Annotated in this window: 14 protein-coding genes and 1 riboswitch; of the genes, 5 read left to right on the top strand and 9 right to left on the bottom strand. The window is 69.0% G+C overall.

The window, feature by feature from the left end:
* Nucleotides 1-24: 24 nt before the first annotated feature.
* The 4 genes from H3H37_RS09585 to H3H37_RS09570 form a co-directional block, all read right to left on the bottom strand.
* On the bottom strand, nucleotides 25-2,193 hold the full coding sequence (locus H3H37_RS09585; protein WP_182161817.1) for a chemotaxis protein CheA: 2,169 nt from the start codon (nucleotides 2,191-2,193) through the stop codon (nucleotides 25-27).
* Between the two features lie 42 nt (nucleotides 2,194-2,235).
* Nucleotides 2,236-2,553: an STAS domain-containing protein gene (locus tag H3H37_RS09580; protein WP_182161815.1), complete on the bottom strand. Its 318-nt coding sequence runs from the start codon at nucleotides 2,551-2,553 to the stop codon at nucleotides 2,236-2,238.
* A gap of 128 nt (nucleotides 2,554-2,681) precedes the next feature.
* On the bottom strand, nucleotides 2,682-3,050 hold the full coding sequence (locus H3H37_RS09575; RefSeq protein ID WP_182151401.1) for a response regulator: 369 nt from the start codon (nucleotides 3,048-3,050) through the stop codon (nucleotides 2,682-2,684).
* A gap of 9 nt (nucleotides 3,051-3,059) precedes the next feature.
* Complete coding sequence (locus H3H37_RS09570) at nucleotides 3,060-4,190, bottom strand: methyl-accepting chemotaxis protein (RefSeq protein WP_229218753.1); 1,131 nt, start codon at nucleotides 4,188-4,190, stop codon at nucleotides 3,060-3,062.
* Between the two features lie 385 nt (nucleotides 4,191-4,575).
* Between H3H37_RS09570 and aqpZ the strand changes: the two genes are divergently transcribed.
* On the top strand, nucleotides 4,576-5,262 hold the full coding sequence (gene aqpZ / locus H3H37_RS09565) for an aquaporin Z (RefSeq protein ID WP_182161811.1): 687 nt from the start codon (nucleotides 4,576-4,578) through the stop codon (nucleotides 5,260-5,262).
* A 417-nt stretch (nucleotides 5,263-5,679) separates the two neighbouring features.
* On the top strand, nucleotides 5,680-6,309 hold the full coding sequence (locus H3H37_RS09560; RefSeq protein ID WP_229218752.1) for a Crp/Fnr family transcriptional regulator: 630 nt from the start codon (nucleotides 5,680-5,682) through the stop codon (nucleotides 6,307-6,309).
* A gap of 53 nt (nucleotides 6,310-6,362) precedes the next feature.
* On the opposite strand, the gene panD is transcribed toward H3H37_RS09560, so the two are convergent.
* Complete coding sequence (gene panD / locus H3H37_RS09555) at nucleotides 6,363-6,722, bottom strand: aspartate 1-decarboxylase (protein ID WP_182162134.1); 360 nt, start codon at nucleotides 6,720-6,722, stop codon at nucleotides 6,363-6,365.
* Nucleotides 6,723-6,976: 254 nt separating this feature from the next.
* Between panD and H3H37_RS09550 the strand changes: the two genes are divergently transcribed.
* Nucleotides 6,977-8,707: a GGDEF domain-containing protein gene (locus H3H37_RS09550; RefSeq protein WP_182161809.1), complete on the top strand. Its 1,731-nt coding sequence runs from the start codon at nucleotides 6,977-6,979 to the stop codon at nucleotides 8,705-8,707.
* A gap of 78 nt (nucleotides 8,708-8,785) precedes the next feature.
* Here the strand turns inward: H3H37_RS09550 and H3H37_RS09545 are convergent, their stop codons facing one another.
* On the bottom strand, nucleotides 8,786-10,390 hold the full coding sequence (locus H3H37_RS09545) for a serine hydrolase (protein WP_182161807.1): 1,605 nt from the start codon (nucleotides 10,388-10,390) through the stop codon (nucleotides 8,786-8,788).
* Nucleotides 10,391-10,474: 84 nt separating this feature from the next.
* On the bottom strand, nucleotides 10,475-12,334 hold the full coding sequence (locus H3H37_RS09540; RefSeq protein WP_182161805.1) for a M1 family metallopeptidase: 1,860 nt from the start codon (nucleotides 12,332-12,334) through the stop codon (nucleotides 10,475-10,477).
* Nucleotides 12,335-12,442: 108 nt separating this feature from the next.
* Nucleotides 12,443-12,620, top strand: a riboswitch (yybP-ykoY riboswitch).
* A gap of 11 nt (nucleotides 12,621-12,631) precedes the next feature.
* On the opposite strand from H3H37_RS09540, the gene H3H37_RS09535 reads away from it, so the two are divergent.
* Entirely contained in the window at nucleotides 12,632-13,207 is a 576-nt protein-coding gene (locus tag H3H37_RS09535; RefSeq protein ID WP_182161803.1) for a TMEM165/GDT1 family protein, read from the top strand.
* A 68-nt stretch (nucleotides 13,208-13,275) separates the two neighbouring features.
* Here H3H37_RS09535 and H3H37_RS09530 read toward each other — a convergent pair whose 3' ends face one another.
* Nucleotides 13,276-22,005 (bottom strand): glycoside hydrolase family 94 protein, encoded by an 8,730-nt coding sequence (locus tag H3H37_RS09530; RefSeq protein WP_182161801.1) that lies wholly within the window; start codon nucleotides 22,003-22,005, stop codon nucleotides 13,276-13,278.
* Nucleotides 22,006-22,164: 159 nt separating this feature from the next.
* Nucleotides 22,165-23,778 (bottom strand): aminotransferase class V-fold PLP-dependent enzyme, encoded by a 1,614-nt coding sequence (locus H3H37_RS09525; RefSeq protein ID WP_182162132.1) that lies wholly within the window; start codon nucleotides 23,776-23,778, stop codon nucleotides 22,165-22,167.
* Nucleotides 23,779-23,905: 127 nt separating this feature from the next.
* Between H3H37_RS09525 and H3H37_RS09520 the strand changes: the two genes are divergently transcribed.
* Nucleotides 23,906-24,391: an Lrp/AsnC family transcriptional regulator gene (locus tag H3H37_RS09520; protein WP_182161799.1), complete on the top strand. Its 486-nt coding sequence runs from the start codon at nucleotides 23,906-23,908 to the stop codon at nucleotides 24,389-24,391.
* Nucleotides 24,392-24,403 lie beyond the last annotated feature (12 nt).

Here is a 24,403-nt window from a genome sequence, read left to right as displayed (position 1 = left end):
GCCGGTGGCGCGCGCCGGTCCGCCCTAGGCGGCCAGCTGGGCCAGGCCCTTGCCGGTGACGGTGGACATCAGCGCGGCCACGTCCAGGATCAGGGCCACATCGCCGCTGCCCAGGATGGTGGAACCGCTGATGCACTTGACTTCGCTGAACATGGGGCTGAGCGGCTTGATCACGGTCTGGAACTCGCCCAGCAGCGTGTCGACCACCAGGCCGGCGCGCTGGTTGCCATACTTGAGCACGACGATGCTTTCGCGCCGGGTGGCCGCGCCGGGCAGCCGGAACAGGTCGCGCAGGCGGATGAAGGGCAGCACCTGGCCCCGCAGGTTGCAGTAATCCTGGCCCGGCTCGGCCGCGTATTCGATGCATTCCTCGATCATGTCGAGCGGAATCACGAACACCGAACCGCCCACCTGCACCAGGAAGCCGTCGATGATGGCCAGCGTCAGCGGCAGGCGCACGGTGACGGTGGTGCCCTGGCCGGCCACGCTGCCCACGTCCACGCTGCCGCGCAGGGCCGAGATGTTGCGCTTGACCACGTCCATGCCCACCCCGCGGCCCGACAGGTTGGTGATCTTCTCGGCCGTGGAGAAACCGGCCTCGAAGATCAGGTTGTAGATCTCCGAATCGCTGAGCTTGCGCTCGGGGTCGACCAAGCCGCGCTCGATGGCCTTGGCCAGGATCTTCTCCTTGCGCAGGCCGCCGCCGTCGTCGCTCACTTCGATCACGATGTTGCCCGACTCGTGGAAGGCGTTCAGCTTGATCATGCCCTTGGCCGGCTTGCCGGCCGCCAGCCGCACCTCGGCCGGCTCGATGCCGTGGTCCATGGCGTTGCGCACCAGGTGCATCAGCGGGTCGCCGATCTTCTCGACCACGGTCTTGTCCAGTTCCGCGTCCTCGCCGTCGACGATCAGGCCGATGTCCTTGCCCAGCTCGCGCGCCACGTCGTGCACCACGCGCTGGAAGCGGTTGAAGGTGGCGCCGATCTTGACCATGCGCAGCTCCAGCGCCGCGTCGCGCACTTCCTCCACCAGGTTCGACAGCACGCCCGTGCATTCGAGCAGCTCCGTGTTGTGGATCTTCTGGCCGATCATGTTGGCGCGCGCGCCGGCGATGATCAGTTCGCCCACCAGGTCGATCAGGCGGTCCAGCTTGTCCGAATCGATGCGGATCGAGCGGCTTTCCTGGGCCTTCTGCTCCGACACCTGCTTCTGCTTGGCCAGCGCGGCTTCCACCACCACCGGCGGCACGTTGCCCCCTTCCACCAGGATGCTGCCCAGTTGCTGCGGTTCGCTGCTGGCCTGCTGGTTCAGCGCGCTGTCGAGCTCGCGGGCCGTCACGCTGCCGCAGCGCACCAGGATCTCGCCCAGGCGCGCGTCGCGCTCGGGCAGCGCGCGGATCAGGTCCACGTACTCGGACACCTTGCTGTGCGGCGGCAGGATGCGGATCTCGCAGTCGTCCTGCACGAACTCGAACACGCCCTCGATGGCGGCCTTGTCGGCCGTGGTGTCGAACGCGATCTCGAAGCCCAGGTAGCACAGCTCTGCGTCCATCTCGTCCGGGTTGGCCGGCAGCGCGTCGGGCACGGTGGCGATGCCGACGATGGTGCCCAGCTTGGCCAGGTAGCGCAGGAAGGCGATCGGGTCCATGCCGTTGCGCAGCACCTCGCGCCCGAAGCGCAGCGAGATGTGCCAGTGGTCGCGCGCGTCCGTGGCCGCCCCGATGCGCTCCACGGCCGGCTCCACGGTCGCCAGCGGGGCCGACGGCGCCTCGGATGGCGGCGCGCCGTCGCCATGGGCGGCGCCGTCCATGTGGCGCTTGAGCTGGGCCACCAGCGCCTCGCCCTCGGGCGCCGTATCCGGGTCCGCTTCCAGCTGGCCGGCCGCCAGCGCCTCCGTCATGCCCGACAGGAAGTCGCAGCATGACAGCAGCAGCACGATCATCTCGTCGGTCAGCACCACGCTGCCGTCGCGCACTTCGTCGAGCAGGCTTTCCACCACGTGGGTGAAGGCGACGATGTGGTCCAGGCTGAACAGGCCGGCCGAGCCCTTGATGGTGTGGGCGGCGCGGAAGATGGCGTTGATGGCCTCGCCCTGGTCACCGGCCAGGTCGACGTTGAGCAGCGCGTTCTCCATCTCTTCCAGCAGTTCGCGGCTTTCCGCGATAAACGTTTGCAGCGCTTGGTCCAGGTTCATGGCGTCCTCCCCAGGTTAAGGTCGCGGGTTCAGGTGCGGCGGTCAGGCGGCGGCATGGATCAGCAAGGCGTCGCCGAAATAGCCGCCCAGGTCCAGCATTTCGAACACATCCACGACGGCCGGGCTGTGGCCCACCAGCCGCAACTGGCGGCCGTCGGCGGCGGCCACCTGCTTGGCCAGCATCAGCACTTGCAGGCCGGCCGTGTCGAGCTCCGTCACGCCCGACAGGTCCACTTCCAGCAGGGCCGCCTGGCGCAGCGCGTCGAGCAGTTGCACTTTCACGTCGGCGGCGCGGTAGATCGTCAGTTCGCCCTCGATGGCGAAGCGCACGGGCAAAGCGGTGGCGGAAGATGCGGACATGGTGGCTCCCGGTGGGTGGTGGTCAGGTCAGCGCGCCGGCAGAGGCGGGGGCGGCGTGCTATGGGGTAATCGTCGGGCAAATGCCGGACAAACTTCGGGCGAACGTCAGGCCAGCATCAGCCCGGCCATCAAGGCAGGACCAACTTGGCCACGGCCCCCAGCAGCACTTCCGGCTTGAACGGCTTGGTGACCCAGGCCTTGGCGCCGGCCGCCTGGCCTTCGCGCTTCTTCTCTTCCTGCGACTCGGTGGTCAGCATGATGACGGGCGTGAAACGGTAATTGGCCAGCGCCTTGAATTGCTTGACGAAAGTGATGCCGTCCATATTGGGCATGTTGACGTCGCACACGACCAGGTGGATCTTCTGGCCCGTGCACTTGGACAAGGCGTCCACGCCATCGCGTCCCTCGATGACGTCATAGCCGGCGCCCTTGAGGGCGATGCCGACCACTTGCCGCAGCGAAGCGGAGTCGTCCACTACCATGATGGTCTTTGCCATAGTGATTCCTCAGAAAAACGTGATTTCGTCGGCCGCCGCCGGCTGTTGCTGGCGGGTGGTCAGCGCCCCGCCATGCACGGCGTGCTCGTCGGCCATGGCGTAGGTCTTTTGCAGTTCGGCCAGCAGCGGCGCGGCCTGCAACGGCTGCAGCGCCTGCTCCTGTTCGTAGTGGGCGCGGTTGTCGCGCAGGATGGCCGGCAGCCGCTCCATGTTCTCGCGCACGTGGGTCATGACCTGGCTGACGCGGTCCTGGAATTGCAGTTGCACCAGCGCCTCGCCCACTTCGCTCTGGATGCCCATCGATTCCTGCTTGAGCAATTCGGACGATTGCACCAGCGCGTCGGTGACCAGGCGGAAGTCGCGCAGCACGGCTTCGATCATGCCTTCGGCCGACTGCATGGAGGCGTCCTCGGCAGCGCTGGACTGTTCGGCCGCGGCGCTGGCCGACAGGATGGCGCTGCTGATCTGGCCCACGCGGTCGGCGATGTTGCGGCCGGTCTCGGCCGAGCGGTTCGACAGGTTGCGCACTTCCTGCGCCACCACGGCGAAACCGCGCCCGGCCGGGCCGGCGCGGGCCGCCTCGATGGCCGCGTTCAGGGCCAGCAAATTGGTCTGAGCCGCGATGCTGGCCACGCCCTCGGCCATGTCGCGCAGTTCGCGCGTGAACCGTTCCAGCTGCTGGATCTGCTCCAGCATGGTCTGCTTGGAGGCCATGGCCGACTTCATCGAGGCCACCACGGAACCGAGCTGGTTCGCGCTGCTGGCGAACACGTCGATCAGGGCCGGGCCGCCGCCGCCCTGCTGGTCCAGGCTGGAGACATGCAATGCGTTGTCGAGCTTGTCGACGATGTTGGAGAAGCGCCCTGCCAGGTCGGCCACGGCCTCTTCCATCTGGCTGCGCGACGATTCGATGTGGCGGCACCAGATGGGCAGCACGGCGTCGCCGAACTGTTCGCGCCCATCGAGGTAGCTGTCTATCATGCGCTGGCGCGCCGCCTCGACCGCGCCCAGGTGGCGCGCGCCCAGTGCGCCGGCCGCCAGCAACAGCACGGCGAACGCGATGGCATAGGCGCCGGCGCCACCGGCGATCAGGGTGGCCGCCGCACCGGCGCAAGCCAGCCCCAGCGGAACAACTGTCATGCTACTCAAGCCGGACAATCTATTCATTGGACCCCACCGAAAAATGGTCAGTCGGCACCGCCGCGACGCGGTGCGCCGTCGTCAAACTGTATCGCAAAACGCAGGTCCGTTGCTCACATGTTTTAAATAAAATAATCACCGCCGCCACCGCGATGCCGACAAACCATTCTAGTGTGCCGCGCCGCCACGGCCATTCAAATTGATTCATCCGCGAAACTATTTAACGCGGGGAAAATCGTCTGCCGCCACCGCATGTTGTTAAACCGCAACTTCGCGCAAGCGGTCGCCACGGTGGACTTTTCCGTTTGCGCACGGTAAATTGCCAACGTTGTTCAGTCGCTAACTTCATCGCGGCCTGCGGGCCGCCCCACGGCAAAGGAAACACATGAAACAATATGGCGCGGAATTCTTTGGAACCTTCTGGCTGGTGCTGGGCGGCTGCGGCAGCGCCGTGCTGGCGGCGGCCTTCCCCGGCGTGGGCATCGGCCTGCTGGGCGTGTCGCTGGCGTTCGGCCTGACGGTGCTGACCATGGCCTACGCCATCGGCCACATCTCCGGCTGCCACCTCAATCCGGCCGTCTCGATCGGCCTGTGGGCGGGCGGCCGCTTCCCGGCGTCCAAGCTGCTGCCCTACATCGTGGCCCAGGTGCTGGGCGCGATCGCGGCCGGTGGGGTGCTGTACCTGATCGCCAGCGGCAAGAGCGGCTTCGACCTGGCCGCCGGCTTCGCCTCGAACGGCTATGGCGCCCATTCGCCGGGCGGCTACTCGCTGACGGCCGCGCTGGTGACGGAAGTGGTAATGACGATGATGTTCCTGCTGATTATCTTGGGCGCCACCGACGCGCGCGCGCCGGCCGGCTTCGCGCCGCTGCCGATCGGCCTGGGACTGACCCTGATCCACCTGATCAGCATCCCGGTCACCAACACCTCCGTCAATCCGGCCCGCAGCACGGGCGTGGCGCTGTACGTGGGCGACTGGGCCACCAGCCAGTTGTGGCTGTTCTGGGTGGCGCCGATCGCCGGCGCGCTGCTGGGCGCGGCCGTGTACCGCGCCATCGGCAGCAAGGACTGAGCTGACGTCGCAGGGCGGCGCCGCGCGCCGCCCGCAGCGTTGTTACGCTACACGGCCAGCCGCGCCGCTCCGGCCAACATGGCCGTCCCCCACCCATCCCCATCCCCGCGTCCGCCTCCGCCATCGCCTTGCCGGCCCGTCCACGGCAGCGCTCAACGGCCAATCCCCCCTTGTCCGCCATCGTCGCGACGTGGTCCGGGCAGGCTCCGACCCATGACGCAGCAGTATAGGAACTATTGGCCGCCAGCATGGTTCACTTACTTTAAGTTTGAAGTAAAATTACAAAAACCGTTCCATTTCGCAACACATGGCAACAATAGGCAATTGTTTTTGCGAATTTATTCAATTATATTGCTTATCAGCTTATTACCGAACGTAATAAAAAAGCAACTGACACAACGGGCGACGCAAGAACACATGAGACACGCATTCCTGGAACAACGAGAGAAATACAAAGCGCAAGTGATGCGCCAGTACGGCGTCACCGAACAGATGTACGACAGCATCAACCGGCTGATGGCGCCGCTGGTGACGCCCATCAGCGCGCGCAAGGGCGAAGTGCTGCAGCGCAGCGGCGAGGTGGCGCAATCGCTGCACTGGATCTACAGCGGCGTGGCGCGGGCCGGCTTCGTCACGGAAGGCGGCACCGAGGTGACGCTGCACTTCTGGACCGAGGGCGAAACGGTGGCCTCCCACGAAGACTTGCTGCGCGCGCGAGATGGCTTGCCGGCACGCCAGTTCGTGGTGGCCGAGACGGCGCTGCACGGCTTCCGCATGGACTGGGCCGACGTGGGCCGCATGTTCGAGCTGCATGAAGTGGTGCGCGCATACTACGTCAAGGTGTCCGAGGCCAGCATCCTGCGCCAGGGCCGCAGCATCTACAACAGTAGCGCGACCTCGGCCCAAGCCCGGCTGGAAGCGTTCCGCACCGAGTATCCGGGGCTGGAGGCGCGCGTGTCGCAAAAGGTGATCGCCTCGTTCCTGGGCATCACGCCGCAGTACATGTCGCAGTTGCTGCGGCACGATGCACTGCAAAAAGCGGCATAAAAAAAACGGCGCCCACCGGAGCGCCGTTTTCTGTAGCCTGACTACGTGGGACCTTATTTCTTCATGCCCGTGATCTTGTTGTTGCCATCGACGAACACGATCTTGGGCTCGTAGGTGGCGATCTGTTCTTCCGTCATCGGCGCGTAAGTGCAGATGATCAGCAGGTCACCCAGCTGGGCCCGGCGCGCAGCCGCGCCATTGAGCGAGATTTCGCCGCTGCCGCGCACGCCGGCGATGGCGTAGGTGGCGAAGCGTTCGCCATTGTTCACGTTGTACAGCTCGATCTTTTCATTCGACCGGATATCGGCCGCATCCAGCAGATCCTGGTCGATACCACAGGAACCTTCGTAGTGGAGGTCCGCTTGCGTGACCGTGACCCGGTGCAGCTTGGCACGCAGCATTACTCGTTGCATAGACATCACTTCATCCTTCGTTAAATGGGGTTCAAGGCTTGCCTCAAAGCAATCCCGGAGGCCGGTTGGCCGCCGGCCGGACTTGAAGACCGTTCCGCCTTGATGCGCGGTCGCAATCGTACCACTACTGGCCGGCCTCGTCCCATTTCCGGCCCGCCGGGGGCGACAGCGGCCGGCGCTTGTGGCATATTTCAAGCTGGAAAATAGCTGCTCCGCGTACCGTGTGGCAGGCAGCCGCAAGGAGCGCTGTAGAAATGAGACTGACCCGCATGTTCGCCGTGTCCATGGCCATCCTGGCGCTGCTGGTGGGCGCCATGCTGGGCCGGATATTGTGGGGCGAATGGAACAGCTACCGGGCCGCGCGCGCCGGCCTGCACGCGCTGCAGCTGGTGCAGCGCGGCATGGTAGCGGCCGAGAAACTGTCGTTCGAACGGGGCCCCGTGAACGCCGTGATGGGCGACGCTGTGCCGGCCGATCCTACCAAGCGGGCGCGGCTGGCCGCAGCGCGCGCCGCCAGCGACCAGGCGCTGGCCGCGCTGGCCGCCGCGCTGGCGGACCCGCGCACCAACGAGGATGGCCGCCCGCGCACGGTGACGGCCATCGCGGCGCGGCTGGCGGCCGCGCGGGCCGCCGTGGACGCCGTGGCCGACCTGCCGCCCGGCCAGCGCACGCCGCAGCGGCTGACGGCGGCCGTGGAAGGCATGTTCGCGCTGATCCCCATGGTGCTCGATGACGTGACCGGCTACGCGGCCGCGGCCGAGCAGGCCTACCCCAACCTGGCCAAGATCCTCATGAAGGCGCGCTTCGCCGTCGAGCTGCGCGAATACGCGGGCCGGCTCGGCTCGCGCCTGACGGTGGCGCTGGCCTCGGGCCAGCCGCTGGCCGAGACCGAACACACGCAGATCCTGTTCCTGCGCGGCCAGATCGAACAACTGCGCCACCTGATCGTCATGTCCACCAGCGCCATCGACCGCAACCCGCGCGTGCTGGCGGCGCTGCGCACGATGGACGAAGGCTATTTCACCAGCGGCCTGGCGCTGGTGACGGGCGTGGAACGCGACAGCCGTGCCCACCAGCCCTACGGCATGGACACGGCCCAGTTCGCGCAGCGCTACGTGCCGTTCATGACGCCCATCCTGGCCGTGCGCGATGTGCTGCTGGAGGCGGCGCTGGACCAGGCCCGGCAGGACTACGAAACGGCCCAGCACGAGCTGCTGCTGGCCTGCCTGACGGGCGCCGCCATCCTGCTGGCCATGACGCTGCTGATGATCATGCTGCGGGCCCGCGTGATGGTGCCGCTGGCGCGGGCCACGCGCGCGCTCGTCAAACTGGGCAACGGCGACTTTTCCATCCGCGTGCACGAGACGCGGCGCCAGGACGAGATCGGCGACCTGCTGCGCGCGCTGGGCCAGCTGCGCGCGGCCGGCCTGGAGAAGCAGCAGCTGGAACTGGAGCGCCAGCGCCTGATCGAGGAATTGCGGCTGCGCGCCGACACCGACTACCTGACCGGCATCCTGAACCGGCGCGCGTTCACGGCGGCCGGCAACCAGCGGCTGCGGCGCGCGCGCGAACACAAGCTGGCGCTGGCCGTGATCCTGTTCGACGTGGACCGCTTCAAGGCCGTCAACGACAGCCACGGCCACGACGCCGGCGACCAGGTGCTGATCCGCATCGCCGCGCTGGCGCGCGAGGAATTGCGCGACGGTGAAATCCTGGCCCGCTACGGCGGCGAGGAATTCGTCATCATGCCGGGCAATTGCGACCTGCAGGGCGCCAGCGCGGTGGCCGAACGGATGCGGCGCGCCATCGAGGCGGCGCCGCTCACGCTGTCCAACGGCCACGTGCTGCACGTGACGGCCAGCTTCGGCGTGGCCGCCTCGGAAGGCCCGCACCTGGCGCTCGACAGCCTGTTCCACGCGGCCGACCTGGCGCTGTACCGCGCCAAGCACCAGGGCCGCAACCGGGTCGAGTGCGAACCGGCGTGAGCGGCGGGAGCGGCGTGAACTGCCCACGCCACGGTGCGCGGCCTGGCCGCCTGCCCTGGCCTCGTCCCTGCCCTAGCGTTACGGGGCGGGCTTGACCGGCTTGAAATCGAGGTCCGCGAAGTCGAAGCTGAAGTCCGTCTCGCTCGACACCGGCGCCATCTTCATGCGTTCGATGCTGCCATCGGGATTCAGCGCGAAGCTGACGTAGGCATCGGCGTTGAAGTTGCGGGCCTGCCAGCGCACGATGAAGGTGTCGTGCTGGAAGTGTTCGAGCACGCCCGTGAGCGATGGCGAACGGCTGAAGCTGAGCACATGCTGGCCGCCCTGCGTGCGGATCGTCACATCGCCGTACCAGGGATCGCGGTACTGGCCGTCGTAGGCGGCTAGCGGCAGCGAGGGCGCGGAATGGGCCGCCCGCGCCGCCACCGCCTGTCCCTGGCGCGCCAGTTCCTCACGGTGGCTGCGCGCCTCGTCGTCCGCATACAGCCGTATCCAGTCGCTGGCCGGCACGTGCAGGTAGTGGTCGAGGATGCGCCATTGCAGGGCCGAGATGGCGGGGCTGTTCTCGGCGTTGGTGAGGATGGCGATGCCGAGCTTCTCGTCCGGCACCATCAGCACGCGCGAATAAAAGCCCTGCAGCGCGCCGCCGTGCAGCGCCAGCTTGCGGCCCTGGTAGTCGCGCAGGTTGAAACCTAAACCGTAGCCGGCGAAATTGGGACGGGTGGCGGCCAGCGCGGGCGGCGGTTCGCTGATCTTCATCGGCGTGGTCTCGGTCCACAGTTCGCGCGCCCTTTCGGCGCTGAACAACTGGCGCCCGTCGGGTAGCTTGCCGCCGGCCAGCAGCAGATTCATCCAGCGCGCCATGTCCTCGGCGCTGCTGTCGATGCCGACGGCGCCCGCCGCGTTCTCGGCCAGCATCGGCTCGACCACGGTTTGGCGCTCGTCCACCTTGCTGTGCGGCGCAGCGTAGTTGCCGCTGGCGCGCATGCGGGCCACGCTGGTGACGGTGCCGTCCATGCCCAGCGGCGCCAGGATGCGTTCGCGCACGGCCTCGCCCCACGGCTTGCCGGCCTTGTCCGCCACGATCTTGCCGGCCGCGATGTAGAGCAGGTTGTCGTAGGCGTAGCTGTTGCGGAAGGTGGTGGCGGGCTTGATGTAGCGCAGGCGGTGGAGGATCTCGTCGGCGCTGAAGGTGCTGGTGGGCCACCACAGCAAGTCGCCCGCGCCCAGCCCCAGGCCGCTGCGGTGGGTGAGCAGATCACGCACGGTCATGGCGCCGCTGGCGTAATCATCGTACATGCGGAATTCGGGCAGGTGGTCGGTGACGCGGTCTTCCCAATTGAGCTTGCCCTCGTCCACCAGCATGGCCAGCGCGGCGGCCGTGAAGGCCTTGGAGTTGGACGCCACTTCGAACAGGGTCTTGCCGTCGACCCGCGCCGGCTCGCCCAGGCGGCGCACGCCGTAGCCGCGCGCGGCCAGCACCCGGCCATCCTTGACGATGGCGATGGCCATGCCGGGCACACCGAAGGTTTTCAATGCCTGATTGACGTCGGCGTCGAGGTCGAATGCAGGAACGGGTGCAGGCGCGGCCTGGGCAACCGTCTGGACGGCTGCGGTGGATGGCTGGGCAATAGCGGCGAAGGCCAGCAGCAAGGCGGTGGCCAGACGTGTCTTCAAATGCATGTGCTGAACGTTATAAACGATTTATACGATATAGCAAATTCACGGCGCGACGATGACGACGCGCCGTGCTTGCTTTGCTGCGCTTCACTTGCCGGCGAACTTCTTGTCGACGGCTGCCTGCGTGACGGGGTGGTAGTGTTCGCGCGCCCTGGCGTACAGCGCCTGCGCCCAGGCCCGGTCGTCCGGGCGTTGCAGCATGGCCGCGTACAGGGGCACGACGAACTTCTGCCGCCCCACGCTCATCAGGAACGCTTGCAGCGGCTGGCGCACGTCGTAGCCGGCTTTGATGGAGCTGAGGAAGAAGCGGTAGGCGATTTCATTGTTGCCGCTCTTGCCCAGGCCGAATGCCTGGTCCAGTTCGCGCATCTGGCCGGCGCTGGCCTTGCCGTCGATGTCGTTCAGGAAGTGCATCCATTCGAGCGCGATCCAGTGCTTCGCGTCCAGCTTGTCCGTGGCCAGTTCGCCGCGCAGCCAGCTGCTGCGCTGGGCGTCCACGGCCGCCAGCCGTGGCGAGGCCACGCGCACGGCGTTGGCGGGAATGCCCTGGCCATACAGCCATTCGTCCAGCTCCGCGTCGGACATCAGGCCAGGATGGCTGTCGAGCAGATTGCGGTGCAGGTAGGCGACGAATTGCTCCGTGGTGGCCGACTGGAACGCGTGCTGGTCGAACCAGCCGCGCAGGAAGGGGTCGAACACGGCGCGGCCGGCGCGCTGTTCGAGCGTGCGCAGCAGCCAGGCGCCCTTGGGATAGGCCAGTTCCTCGTCCGTGTAGGTGGCCTCGGGGTCGGTGTCGGGGCCGCGCGTGAGCAGGGCTTGTTTGGCCGGCGCGATCGATGGCAGCGAGGCCAGTGCTTCTTCCTGTTCGACCTGCAGGTTGATGTCGGCCACTTCCGCGCCGTACAGGCTTTCGACGATGCGGGTGGTGACATAGTTGGTGAAGCCCTCGTTGAGCCACCAGTGCTTCCAGGTGGCGTTGGTCACGAGGTTGCCGGACCACGAGTGGGCCAGTTCATGGGCGATCAGGTCGACCAGGCTGCGGTCGCCCGCGATCATGGTCGGCGTGAGGAAGGTCAGGCGCGGATTCTCCATGCCGCCGATGGGGAAGGACGGCGGCAACACCAGCATGTCGTAACGCCCCCAGCGATAGGGGCCGTACAGCGATTCGGCCGCCTCGATCATCTTCTCCGTGTCGGCTAGCTCGTAGGCAGCCGCCTCGATGCGGGCCGGTTCCGCGTACACGGCCGAACGGGGGCCGACGCTGCGCACCTCCAGTTCACCGATGGCGATGGCCAGCAGGTAGGCCGGCACGGGCTGCGGCATGCGGAAGTTCCAGCCGCCCACACCGGTGGCCTTGGGATCGTTCTCGGCGCTCATCACCACGCGCAGGCCGGACGGCGCATCGATGTGGGCGCTGTAGGTGAAGCGCACGGCCGGCGTGTCCTGCACCGGCGCCCACGAGCGGGCGTTGATGGTTTCGGACTGGCTGAACATGAAGGGCCGCTTGCCCGACATGGTTTGCTGCGGCGTCATCCACTGCAAGGCGGCCGCGCCGGGCGCCGTGCGGTAGTAGATGCGCACCTTGCGCGGCTGGCCGGCCAGCGCGATGCGCAATGCCCTGCCCTTCTCGGCCTGGCCCGGCTCGGCCGGGTCGAGCAGGTAGGAGGCGGGGGCCCAGCGGCCATCCGGGCGCTCGATGCGCACCTGGGCGATGCGCAGGTCGCGCGTGTCGAGCACCAGGTTGCGGGCGTTGGGGGCGAGCCAGTCCAGCGTCAGTTCGGCGTAGCCGGACAGGGTCTTGCGACTGAAATCGGCCTTCAGGTCCAGGTGCAGGTCGGTGGTGCGGACCTGGTCGTATTGAGCGTAGCTGAGCGGGTCGGCCCAGGCAGCGCCGCAGCAGCACAGCAGTGCGGATAACACGGCGCGCGGAATGGTGGCGATAGGCATGGTGGTCGGTTCGGTGGATGGAAAAGTGTGGCGCCGGCGACGGCGCGATGCAGACGCGGTGCAGAATACCACAGCCGTTTCTGGACTGGGACGGCCGTTCCGGGGTATCATGCCGGCAGTTGTGGGGAGTAGTCGTCCTTCGTCCCGCGAAGGAAGCTGTGTCAACATCATCGGCCCGCAGGCCGTGGTACAGCTGGTGGATCACTTGACGAGACCATGAACCAGGGGCGGCCGCATGGGCCGGAGTCGCCCATGGCTCATCGGTTAACCATCCGGCCCACGTACTGACATCACATCATGGAAGCTTTCCTCGTCTCCAGCGGCATCGTCGCGCTCGCCGAAATCGGCGATAAAACCCAGTTGCTCGCTTTTGTCCTTGCCGCCAAGTTCCGCAAGCCACTACCCATCGTGCTGGCCATTTTTGTGGCCACGGTGGCCAACCACGCGTTCGCGGCCGCCGTCGGCAGCTGGCTCACGGCCCTGATGGGACCGGACCTGCTGCGCTGGGTGCTGGGCCTGGGCTTCATCGCCATGGCCGCCTGGACCCTGGTGCCGGACCAGATCGACGAAGACGACGCCAAGCTGGCCCATTACGGCGTGTTCCTCACCACGCTGGTGGCCTTCTTCGCCGCCGAGATGGGCGACAAGACCCAGGTCGCCACTGTGGCGCTGGCGGCCCGCTACCACAACCTGGTGTCGGTGGTGGCCGGCACCACGTTCGGCATGATGCTGGCCAATGTGCCGGCCGTCTACCTGGGCGGACGCATCGCCGGCAAGGTGCCGCTCAAGCTGGTGCACGGCGTCGCCGCCGCCGTGTTCGCGGTACTGGGCGTGCTCACGCTGCTGGGGGCGGGCGCCGGCGTGGGCTTGTAAGCGCCAGCGCGCCATCCGCGCCCGCACGCCGGGCGTGACGCTCGCGCGCGCGCCGCTGGCGCCGCCGCTTACCGGCGCGCCACGCGCAATTCCACCGCGTGGATGCGGCCATCGTCGATCAGGGCCACGGTATGGCCGGCCGTGGCCTGGCCATCAACAGTCAGGCCCGGCGCACTGCCTGGTCCCGCCCCATCCCCGGCCAGCGCCACCCGTATCGTGTACGGCGTGTTGCCGAAGCGGTAGGTGACCGTGTAGCCATCCCAGCCTGCCGGCAACAGCGGCGCCAGCGCCAGCGTGTGGCCGGCGCGCGTGACGCCCAGCAGCGATTCGAGCAACAGCCGGTACATCCAGCCGGCCGATCCCGTGTACCAGGTCCAGCCGCCGCGCCCCACGTGCGGCGCCACGGCGTACACGTCGGCCGCCACCACATACGGTTCCACCTTGTAGCGCTGGCAGGCGGCCGCCGTGGCGCCATGGCGCACCGGGTTGATCATGCGCGCCAGCTCCCATGCGCGCTCGCCTTCGCCCAGGCGCGCGAACGCCATCGCGGTCCAGATGGCCGCGTGCGTGTACTGGCCGCCGTTCTCACGCACGCCCGGCACGTAGCCCCGGATATAGCCGGGATTGGGACCGGCCTGGTCGAACGGCGGATCGAGCAGCTGCACCAGCCCCGCGTCGCGTCGCACCAGGCGCTGGTCGACCTGCTCCATGGCGCCGCGCGCACGCACGGGGTCGGCCACGCCCGACAGCACGGCCCAGCTTTGCGACAGCGAATCGATCTGGCATTCCACGCCGGTGGCCGAACCCAGCGGCGTGCCATCGTCGAAATAGGCGCGCCGGTACCACGCGCCGTCCCACGCCTGCTGCTCGACGCTGTTGGCCAGCTGGCGCGCCTCGTGGCGGCAGGCGGCGGCGAATTCCACATCGCCACGGCGCTCGGCCAGTTCCGCGAAGCGCTGCTGCACCTCGCACAGGAAGAACGCCAGCCACACCGATTCCCCCCTGCCCTGCTCGCCCACCTTGTCCATGCCATCGTTCCAGTCGCAGGAGCCGATCAGCGGCAGGCCGTGCACGCCGTAGCGCTGGCCGTGGCGGATGGCGCGCACGCAATGCTCGTACAGCGGGGCGCTGTAGGGCGCGGCCACGGGCAGGTCGTAATACGCATCCTCCTCCGGCTTGACGGCGCGCCCTTCCAGGAACGGCGCCGGCTCATCCAGCACGGACACGTCGCCCGTGACGGCCACGTAGCGCGCCGTCGCCAACGGCAGCCACAGATAGTCGTCCGAGCAGTGGGTGCGCACCCCGCGCCCGGCGGGCGGATGCCACCAGTGCTGGACGTCGCCTTCGATGAACTGGCGGCCCGCGCACAGCAGCAACTGTTCGCGCAGCAGCTGGGGCGCCGTGTGCACGGCGGCCATCGCATCCTGCAACTGGTCGCGGTAGCCGAACGCGCCGCCGGACTGGTAGTAGCCGCTGCGCGCCCACAGGCGGCAGGCGATGGTCTGGTACATCAGCCAGCCGTTGGCCAGCACGTTGAGCGCCGGCTCGGGCGTGGCCACCTGCACCGCGCCCAGCGTGCGCTGCCAGTGCGCGCGCACGGCAGCCAGCGCCTCGCGCGCGGCCACCACGCCGCGGTGCTGCTGCACCAGCACGCTCACGTCGGCGTTGCGGCGCCCGCCCACGCCCAGCACGAACACGATCTCGCGCCGCTGGCCCGGCAACAGTTCGAACGGCACCTGGATCGCGCCGCAGGGATCGAGCGCCGGCCCCACGCGGCCCGACAGGCGCGTGCGCCGCAGCGCGGCCGGCGCCGCCAGGCTGCCGTTGCGGCCGACGAATTCCGTGCGGTCGGCCGTCACGCTACGGGCCGTGCCGCCGTCGGCATTGAAGAACGCCACCCGGCCCGGGAATTCCGTGTTGTAGGCATTGCGCGCAAACAGCGCGCCGCTGGCGCCATCGAGTTCGGTCACCACATGCATGGCCGTCTTGGCGCGCAGGTCGCCCAGCACCCATTCGACATAGCCGGTGGCCGACAGCCGGCGCGCCACGGGGCCGTCGTTGCGCACTTCGAGCACCGTGTAGCGGATCGGCGCGTCCAGCGCGACGAAGGTGGTGAGGGTGGTGGCGATGGTCCCTTGCGTATGCTCGAACACGCTGTAGCCGAAGCCGTGGCGGGTCAGGTAGGGGCCCGCGCCGGGCGCAGGCAAGCCAGTGGGCGACCAGAACTGGCCGCTCTGCTCGTCGCGCACATACCAGGCCTCGCCGCTGGCGTCCGTGACGGGGTCGTTGTGCCACGGCGTGAGCCGGAATTCGTGGGCGTTCTCGTGCCAGGTGTAGGCCTGGCCGCTCTCGGAGATGACGCTGCCGAACTGCGGATTGGCCAGCACGTTGCACCACGGCGCGGGCGTGGGTTGGCCGGGGCCGCTGACGATCACGTACTCGCGCCCATCCTCGGTGAAACCGCCGCTGCCGTTAAACAGCAGCAGGGGCGGCAGCGCCGGCGGCGTGGCCGTGGCGGCGGCGGCATCGGCGCCGGCGCGCGGGTCGGCCGCCAGCGTGGGCACCCGCAATGGCGGCGGCACGGCGCGCTTGACCTGTTCGGCCAGCGTGCCCCGGCTGTCGCTGACGATCACGCGCGCCACCGATTGCAGCAGCACCCGGTCCTCGGGCGCGATCTGGTCGGCCAGCCGTACGAAGATGCCGCCCGGGCGGTCGATGGCCTGGGCGTCGATGCCCGAGGCGATCAGGCCCATGATCTGGTCGTGCAGCACCTGCCGGTAGCCGCCCTGGTCCTCGTACCAGATCACCAGGTCCACCACCAGTCCCTTCAGGCGCCAGTAGGCGTGCGCCTGCACCAGCTGGCGCGCCAGCTCGATGTTGGCCGGGTCGCGGATCTGCAGCAGCACGATGGGCAGGTCGCCCGAGATGGCGTAGGCCCACAGGCCGGACTGGCCGCGCTGGTTGCGCTGCAGGATGGCCGGTTCGGCGCGCAGCGCGCCATGCGGATAGAGCACGCTGCCGGCCAGGCGCGCATACAGTTGCGCATCGCCCTCGCTGGCGTTGAGCTGGCGCAGCACCACCTGGCTGTGGGTCCAGGCCAGCTCGAACACGCGCTCGGCCAGGTGGCGGTCCTGGTATTTGTCGACCAGGTGCAGGGCCGCCTCGCGCGTATCGGCCATGCCGGTGACGACGTCGATGGTGGCGCTCTGGTCGGGCGCCAGCGTGATGCGGTGGCGGATCGCCACCACCGGATCGAGCACGGAGCCGTGGCCGCCGCCGAGCGGGCCGGCCACCCGCAGCGCCTGCGGCGCGTGGGTGCCCCGGCCACGGCCGATGAAGGCGGCGCGGTCCGTTTCATACGACACCTCCAGCACGGTGGCGCCATGCACCGTCATCAAGTGCAGCATCGACGGCGGGCGCTCGTCCTTGCCGCGCGGGCGGCGCGTGCACAGGATGGCGTGGCGCGGGTCCAGGATTTCGGTCTGCACGAACAGCTTGGTGAACGCGGGGTGGGCCGCCTCGGCCGCCGCCGGCGCCATCACCACTTCCGCGTAGCTGGTCAGCTCGATCGTGCGTTCGCGGTCGCTCTGGTTGGTCAGCCGGTGACGCCGCAATTCGATGTCGTCCTCGGGCGAGACGACGATCTCCGTGTACAGCTCCAGTCCGTGGTCGCTGCGGCGGAACTCGGCCCGCCCTTCCGAGAAGATCACCTCGTATTTGCGCGGCTCGGCCAGCGTCGGCTGCCACGCGCCCGACCAGGTCAGGCCGCTGTCGACGTCGTGCAGGTAGAGGAAGCTGCCCCAGTGGTCGCGCGTGCCATCCTCGCGCCAGCCGGTCACGGCCAGGTCCTTCCAGCGGCTGTAGCCGCCGCCGGCGTTGCTGACCATGACGTGGTAGCGGCCATTCGACAGCAACTGCACTTCCGGCAGCGGCGTGGCCTGGTTCAGCATCCGCATCGGCATGGCCTGCTCGGCGCCGGCGGCCGGCGCGGCCAGCTGCTGCTCGATGGCCGAGTGGAACGCGCCCACCTGGGCGCTGCGTTCCTGCAGCACCAGCAGGGCCGATTGCAGCAGCGGGTCGGCCATGAAGCGGCGCTGCATGGGACGGTCGTGCAGCAGGTAGTCCAGCGCCAGCAAGCCCATGCCCTGGTGGTGCACCATGAACGAACGGATCACGGCCGCCGTCTGCCCGCGCGGCAGCCGGGCCGGCGTGTAGTCGATCGCCTCGTAGCAGCCGTAGCGGCCCATGTAGCCGAGCGCGGCCAGCTTCTGCAGGTTGGCGCAGGCCGCTTCGGGCCGCACCATCAGGCCCAGCATGGTGGCGTAGGGCGCCACCACCAGGTCGTCGCCCAGGCCACGCTTCATGCCCAGGCCCGGCACGCCGAAGGCGCGGTACTGGTAATTGAGGCTGGCGTCGACCATGTTGTAGCCCGACTCCGAGATCCCCCAGGGCACGTTGCGGCGCCGGCCGTAGTCGATCTGGGCGTCCAGCATGGCGTGGTAGGTCTGGTCCAGCAGCGTGCTGGCGTAGGTGGGCATGACCAGCAGCGGCATCAGGTATTCGAACATGGAGCCGCTCCACGACAGCAGCACCGGCTTGCCGGCCACGATGCACAACTGCCGCCCCAGCGCGAACCAGTGCTCCTGCGGCAGCTGGCCCTGGGCGATGGCGACGAAGCTGGCCAGCCGCACCTCGGAGGCCAGCAGGTCGTAATAGCTGGCGTCGAGCCGGCGCTCGCTGAGGTTGTAGCCGATCGCCAGCAGCTTGGTGGTGGGGTTGTACAGGAAGCTGTAGTCGGGCTGGGCGCAGGCGGCGCAGCGCAGCAGCAGCGTGTCGATGGCGGCCATGCGCGCACGCGCGCGGGCGCTGCCCTGCTCCACCAGCGTGGCCAGCCGCTGCTGGCGCGCGCGCTCGTCGGGCGCCAGGTCGGATGGCGCCGCTTCCATGCCAGGCCAGCTGGCCAGCGCGCGCAGGGTGGGCATGTGCGCCAGACGGCTGTCGCACAGCGCGTCCGGCCCCAGCGCCAGCCATGGCGCGTACGCCTCCAGTTCCTCGCGCAGCGCGCGGCACTGGGCCGCCAGCGCCGCGCTCCATTCGCGCACGGCCTCGTCGCCGTGGGCGGCGGCCGCTTCCAGCACGGTGTCGGCGCTGCTGCTGGCGCGCGCCAGCCAGTCGTGCAGCGCGCCCATGTCGGCCGGGTCGGGACGGCCGGCCGGCACCAGCAAGCCATCGAGCGCGCGCAGCGCCGGCCCGTTGGTCAGCGCCGGCGCAGACGGCTCCATGGCCGCCAGCGCTTCGTGCAGCACGCCCAGCGTGGCGGCCAGGCCATCCATGCACTGTGGCCCCAGCAGCGGCTGGTCGGCCAGCGCGGCCAGCCCGGCGCGCAGCGTGAGCAGGTGGCCGGCCAGGTTGCCGCTGTCGACGGTGGAGATGTAGATCGGGTGCAGTGGCTTCAGGGTCTGGGTGTCGTACCAGTTGTAGAAGTGGCCCTGGTAGCGTTCCAGCAGTTCCATCGCGCCCAGCGTGCTGCCGGTGCGTTCCAGCAGCTGGCCCGTGGCCAGGTAGCCGAAGTCCCACGCGCTCAGGTTGGCCATCAGCGCCAGGCCCATGTTGGTGGGCGAGGTGCGGTGCGCCACCACGGCCACCGGATGCTCCTGCATGTTATCGGGCGGCAGCCAGTTGTCCTCGGGCCCCACGTAGCGGTCGAACCAGGCCCACGTGCGGCGCGCCAGCTGGTGCAGGAAGCGCAGCTGGGCCACGCTCAGGCGCACGGGCGGACGCGGCACGGGCCGGCTGATCCACCACGCCAACAGCGGCGCGGCCAGCCACGCGGCCAGCAGCGGCGCGGCCGGCGCCATGCCGTCCGGCCGCCACAGGGCCAGCGCGGCGGCGGCGGCCACGGCCAGCAGCGAGGCGCTGCGCATGCTGCGCCAGCAGTCGGCCAGGCTGGCGCCGGCGCGCGCCAGGCCCGACGCGCGCCATTCGAGCAGGCGCTGGTGCGACACCAGCAGCCGCCACAGCGCGCGGCCGATGGCGTCCAGCGCGAACGCGGCTTCGTAAGGCAGCCACGCCAGCGTCAGCAGCGCGTGCGAGAAATGCATGCCGGCCAGCCGCAGCACGCCCCACAGGTGCTGCGGCCACAGGGTGTCGCGCGGGCGGCGCGCCGCGTGGTACAGCGCGCCCACCAGCGGCGGCAGCAGCGGCACGGCCAGCACGGCCGCCGTCCACAGCCACGGGTCGGGCAGCGCGCCCCAGGCCACCAGCAGCGCCAGCAGCAGGGCCGGCGCCGTCAGGCTGCGGCGCAGGTTGTCGAACAGCTTCCAGCGCGACAGCGCCGACAGCGGGTTGCGCTCGCGCCGCCCGTCGGCCCGCCGCACCGGGCCGGCCAGCCAGCCGCACAACTGCCAGTCGCCGCGCAGCCAGCGCTGGCGGCGGCTGACGTCGTCGGCGTAGGTGGCCGGCCACGCCTCGTACAACTGCACGTCGCTCAGCAGGCCGGCCCGCAGGTAGCAGCCTTCGAGCAGGTCGTGGCTGAGGATCAGGTCGTCGGGCAGGCGCTCGCCCAGCACCTGCTCGAACATGTCGACGTCGTAGATGCCCTTGCCGATGAAGGAGCCTTCGCCGAACACGTCCTGGTACACATCGGACACCGTGCGCGTGTAGGGGTCGATGCCCGGTTCGCCGCCGCCCAGGCGCTCGTAGCGCGACGCCGCCTCGCCCGGCAGGCTGGCCGCCACACGCGGCTGCAGCACGCCGTAGCCTTCCACCACGCGGCCGCGGCTGGCGTCGTAGCGCGGCTGGTTGAGCGGATGGCGCATGGTGGCGATGCACTGGCGGGCCGTGTCGCGCGGCAGCTGGGTGTCGGTGTCAAGCGTGATCACGTAGCGGATGCCTTGCAGCCGTTCGCTGTCGCCTTCGATCAGCGAGAACGCGTCGCGCGCACCGCCGCGCAGGTAGCGGTTGAGCGCTTGCAGCTTGCCGCGCTTGCGTTCATACGCCATCCACACGCCCTGGCGCGGATTCCACAGGCGCGGCCGGTGCAGCAGCAGGAACGGCGCGCCTTCATAGCGCACGTTGAGCGCGCGCATGCGCTGCTGCAGGTGGGCCAATATGGCGCCGTCGTCGGGCAGGGTTTCCGCGCCGGCGTCGGGGAAGTCGGTGAGCAGGCAAAACACGAGGTTGGGGTCGCGGTTGGCCAGGAAGCGCACTTCCAGTTGCTCGCATAAGGCGTCCACGTTGTCGCGGCTGTAGACCAGGGTCGGCACGGCCACCACCGTGCGCGCGTCGTCGGGCACGCCGGCGCGGAAGTCCATGCGCGGCAACGGGTGGGGCTCGGTCAGCACGGTGGCGGCCCAGTTCACCAGGCTCAGTGCCAACTGGCTGCTGCCCAGCAGCGCCAGCACGCCCAGCGCGGCCAGCAGCCATGGCTGGTCGACGCCGTCGCGCGCCGTGCGCGCCAGCAGCCAGGCGCAGCCGCCAGCAGTGAGCAGGCCGATCGCGCCCAGGTAGCACGCCAGCGGCGCGCGCCGCGCCAGCTGGCCGGCACGCTGCACCAGCGGCAGCCGCACGCCGGCCAGCCGGGCCAGCTCAGCCGAGCCGGGCCCCACCAGGTAGTAGCCGACGTGGCGGTGACGCGCCTCGGCGTCGCCGGCCGCATCCTGCGCCAGCCGCACGGCCCGTTCGGCCACCTGCTCCTCCGTGGCCGGCGCGTGGCGCGCCAGCGTCTCGACCACGTGGCGGTACTGGTCGCGGGTGGCGAAGTCCATGCCGGTGTAGATGCCGGCCGGGTCGCGCCGCAACGCGCGCTCGACGGCGCTGCTGTTCTCGACGAATTCCTGCCAGTCCATGGTGCCCAGGAAGCGCAGGCTGCCGATGCTGTTGGCGATCGACACCTGCTCGGCGGCCTGCAACTGGATCTCGTTCTGGATCTGCTGCTCGATGGTCTGGCCCGATTCGGCCAGCCGGTGCGACAGCCAGGTCAGCGCCAGCGTCAGCGCCGGGCTCTGGCCTTGCAGCCGGCGCGCCAGCTCGGCCACGAAGGCGCTGGTGACGGGTGGATTGGAGCGGGCCATGTCGGCCACCAGCAGGATCAGGCCGCTGGGATTCTGGTCGGCCACCTCCACCATCCGCTCGGCCCACTCGGTGGCCAGGTCGCGCTGCGCGCGGTTGTCGGCCACGCGCGCGGCCACCCGGCGCAGGTTCTCGATCAGGGCCAGGCGCAGCATGATGGGTATCGCCCACAGTTCGCCCAATTGCAGGGTAGCCACTTCCTGGTAGGCGTCGACGAAGCGGCACAGGCTTTCCGGATCGACGCGGCCGTCGCCATGGGCGATGATTTCCAGCGCGATCCGGTACACGCGCGGCACCCCGTTGCCATGGCCATTGCCGGCCGCCGCGCCAGCGCCACCGTTCAGGCGCGGCAGTTGCCGGCTGTAGTGCTTGGGCAGGTGGCGGCGCGCCGTGCGGATCTGGTCTTCGATCAGGTAGTAATTATCGAGCAGCCATTCGGAGGCCGGCGTCACCTGGCGGCCGGCCTGGATGGCTTGCGTCAGGCCGTCGCAGGTGGCGGCGATAACGGCGGCATTGTCGGCCAGCCGCGCCAGCAGGCGGTCGCGGCCGCCACCAGGGCTGGGCTCGTGCTGGGCCGCCAGCGCCCGCCCATGGGCCGCCATCTGGGCCGCGCTGAACAGCTCGGCCCGCAGCGGCATCTCCTCTTCCTCGTCGGTGCGGGGGGCGCCGGACGCGGCGGCGTGAAAGCCCAGCGTGAATCTGGGCAACAGAGTGGTGTGCTTTTCCATCGGACCTCGCTAGATGAACTAACGAGCGGACACGGCACGGCCCTCCAATGTGGCCGGTGGCGTGGCGCACGCGATGGAAAAATTATCTGCCGATAAACCATTCAGGGGCGCACGGCTGGCTGACTTGCAAGCGCGCAGGCGCGCCGGCGGGACGCTTGCTCAGGCGTCCAGCGCGAGCGACGCCAGGGCCAAACCGCCGTCCAGGCTCCACGCTTGCTGATGGCCAAGCTGGCGCAGGCATTGCGCGGCCTGCAGGCTGCGGTTACCGCTGCGGCAATAGAACACCAGCGGCACGTCCGCTTCGCGCAGCCACTGGTCGAGCTGGCTGTCCAGCTGGCCCAGCGGCACGCGCAGGGCGTCGCGTCCACCGGGCGCGGGACCGGCCGTGGCCGCGCATTCGCTGGGCTCGCGCACATCGACCAGGCGTGCATCGGGATGGGTTTGCAGGAAGCTGCCGAGCGCTGCCGGCGCCAGCCGCAGGCCATCGTCCGCCGGCGACGCGATCCCTTCCAGCAGGCGCGCGACGACGCCGGGCAGGTTGCGCGTTGCGCCCCCGTCGCGGCCAGCCGGCACGCCATCGGGTAGCAACAGGCCACCGCTGCGCAAGGCCGCGCCACAGCGGGCGATGCGCGCGCAGGCGGCAGTGATGGTGGCCTCATCCGTCAGCGGGCCGAACGACAGGCGGATGGCGCCGCTGGCGCGCTCGTCCGGCACGCCCATCGCCACCAGCACGTAGCTGGGCGCGGCCACCTTGGCCGAACAGGCGCTGCCCGCGCTGAGGCGGACGCCGGCAGCGTCGAACACATCCATCAAGGCGCGGCTGCTGATGCCGGGCACGGAAAAATTGAGCGTGGTGGGCAGCGAGGCCGCGAAGTCATGGTTGAACACGATGCCGGGCAAGGCCGCGCGCAGGCTGCCGGCCAAGCGGTCGCGGAAGGTGGCCAATTCGGCGTGGCTGCGGTACGTGCCGCCCTGCTCCAGCGCTTGCAGCACGGCGCCCAGCGCGGCAATGCCGGCCATGTTTTCCGTGCCCGAGCGCAGGCCCGCTTCCTGGCCGCCGCCCATGATCAGCGGCGTGTACGGCGCGCCGTCGCGCACGTACAGCATGCCGATGCCCTTGGGCGCGTACAGCTTGTGGCCGGAGAACGGGGCGTAGTCGATGCGGGTGTGCGCCAGCGCCAGCGGCAACTTGCCCAGCGCCTGCACGCAATCGACCAGCCAGTAGGCGGATGTGGCCGTCTCCGTCAACACCGCTTCGATGCCGGCCAGGTCGGACACGACGCCCGTCTCATTGTTGGCGGCCATGGTGCACACCAGCGCGGCCCGGGGCGCCAGCGCGCGCAGGGCCGCCAGGTCGTGGCGGCCGTCGCCATGGACGGGCAAGGCGTGCAGCGTGAGGTTCAGGCCCAGCAGGCGGTTCCAGTGTTCCAGGCTCTGAGGCACGGCCTTGTGTTCCGTGACGCCGTAGACGAGCAGCTCGCCGGTGGCCTCGCCGCGCGCGCGCCGTTCGCGCAGCGCGCACAGGGCCGACAACACGGCCGTCTGGATGCCTTCGGTGGCGCCGCTGTTGAACATCAGGCGGCCGGCGCCCACGCCGAGCACGCGCATGGCGCAGGCGCGGGTGCGGTCCAGCACGGCCCGGGCGCGCAGGCCGGCGCTGTGGCTGCTGCTGGGGTTGCCGAATTGCTGGCCCATGGCGTCCACGGCGGCGGCGATGGCGGCCGGCAGGACGGAGGTGGTGGCGTTGCCATCGAGGTAGATTTCAGTGGGCATGGTGGCGTGCGTGGCGGTTGCTGTCATGCCATATAGCTTACGTTTTCTCGCGTGAAATTATGTTCTAAAATGACTGCATATCGCTCTGCTTTTAGAACGTTCATACTCATTATTCGACAAAAACAGCATGGAACATCTTGACCGCTACGACTACGCCATCCTGGCCGCGCTGCAGGCCGACGGCACGCTATCGATCGCCCAACTGAGCGAGAAGGTCGGCCTGTCCAGCACGCCCTGCTGGAAGCGGGTGCGCCGGCTGGAGGACGAAGGCTATATCGAAAGCCGGGTGGCCATCGTCAACCGGCGCAAGGTGGGTTTGCCGGTGACGGTGTTCGTCAGCGTGCGCACCAGCCACCACGACGAGCAATGGCTGGCGCGCTTCGCGGCCGCCGTGATCGCGCTGCCGGAGGTGCTGGAGTTCCACCGCATGAGCGGCGACGTGGACTACCTGCTCAAGGTGGTGACGAGCGATATCGACGGATATGACCGCTTTTACAAGAAGTTGATCAAGGTTTCACAACTGACCGGGGTGTCCTCGGCGTTTTCGATGGAACAGATCAAGTTCACCACGGCCCTGCCGCTGGAGCTGTTGTCGCACGGCCTGCCGGGCTGAGCGCACCGAAGC

This window comes from Rugamonas brunnea (genome assembly GCF_014042345.1).
Taxonomy (GTDB): domain Bacteria; phylum Pseudomonadota; class Gammaproteobacteria; order Burkholderiales; family Burkholderiaceae_D; genus Rugamonas; species Rugamonas brunnea.
This window is presented reverse-complemented; position numbering and strand designations above follow the sequence as displayed.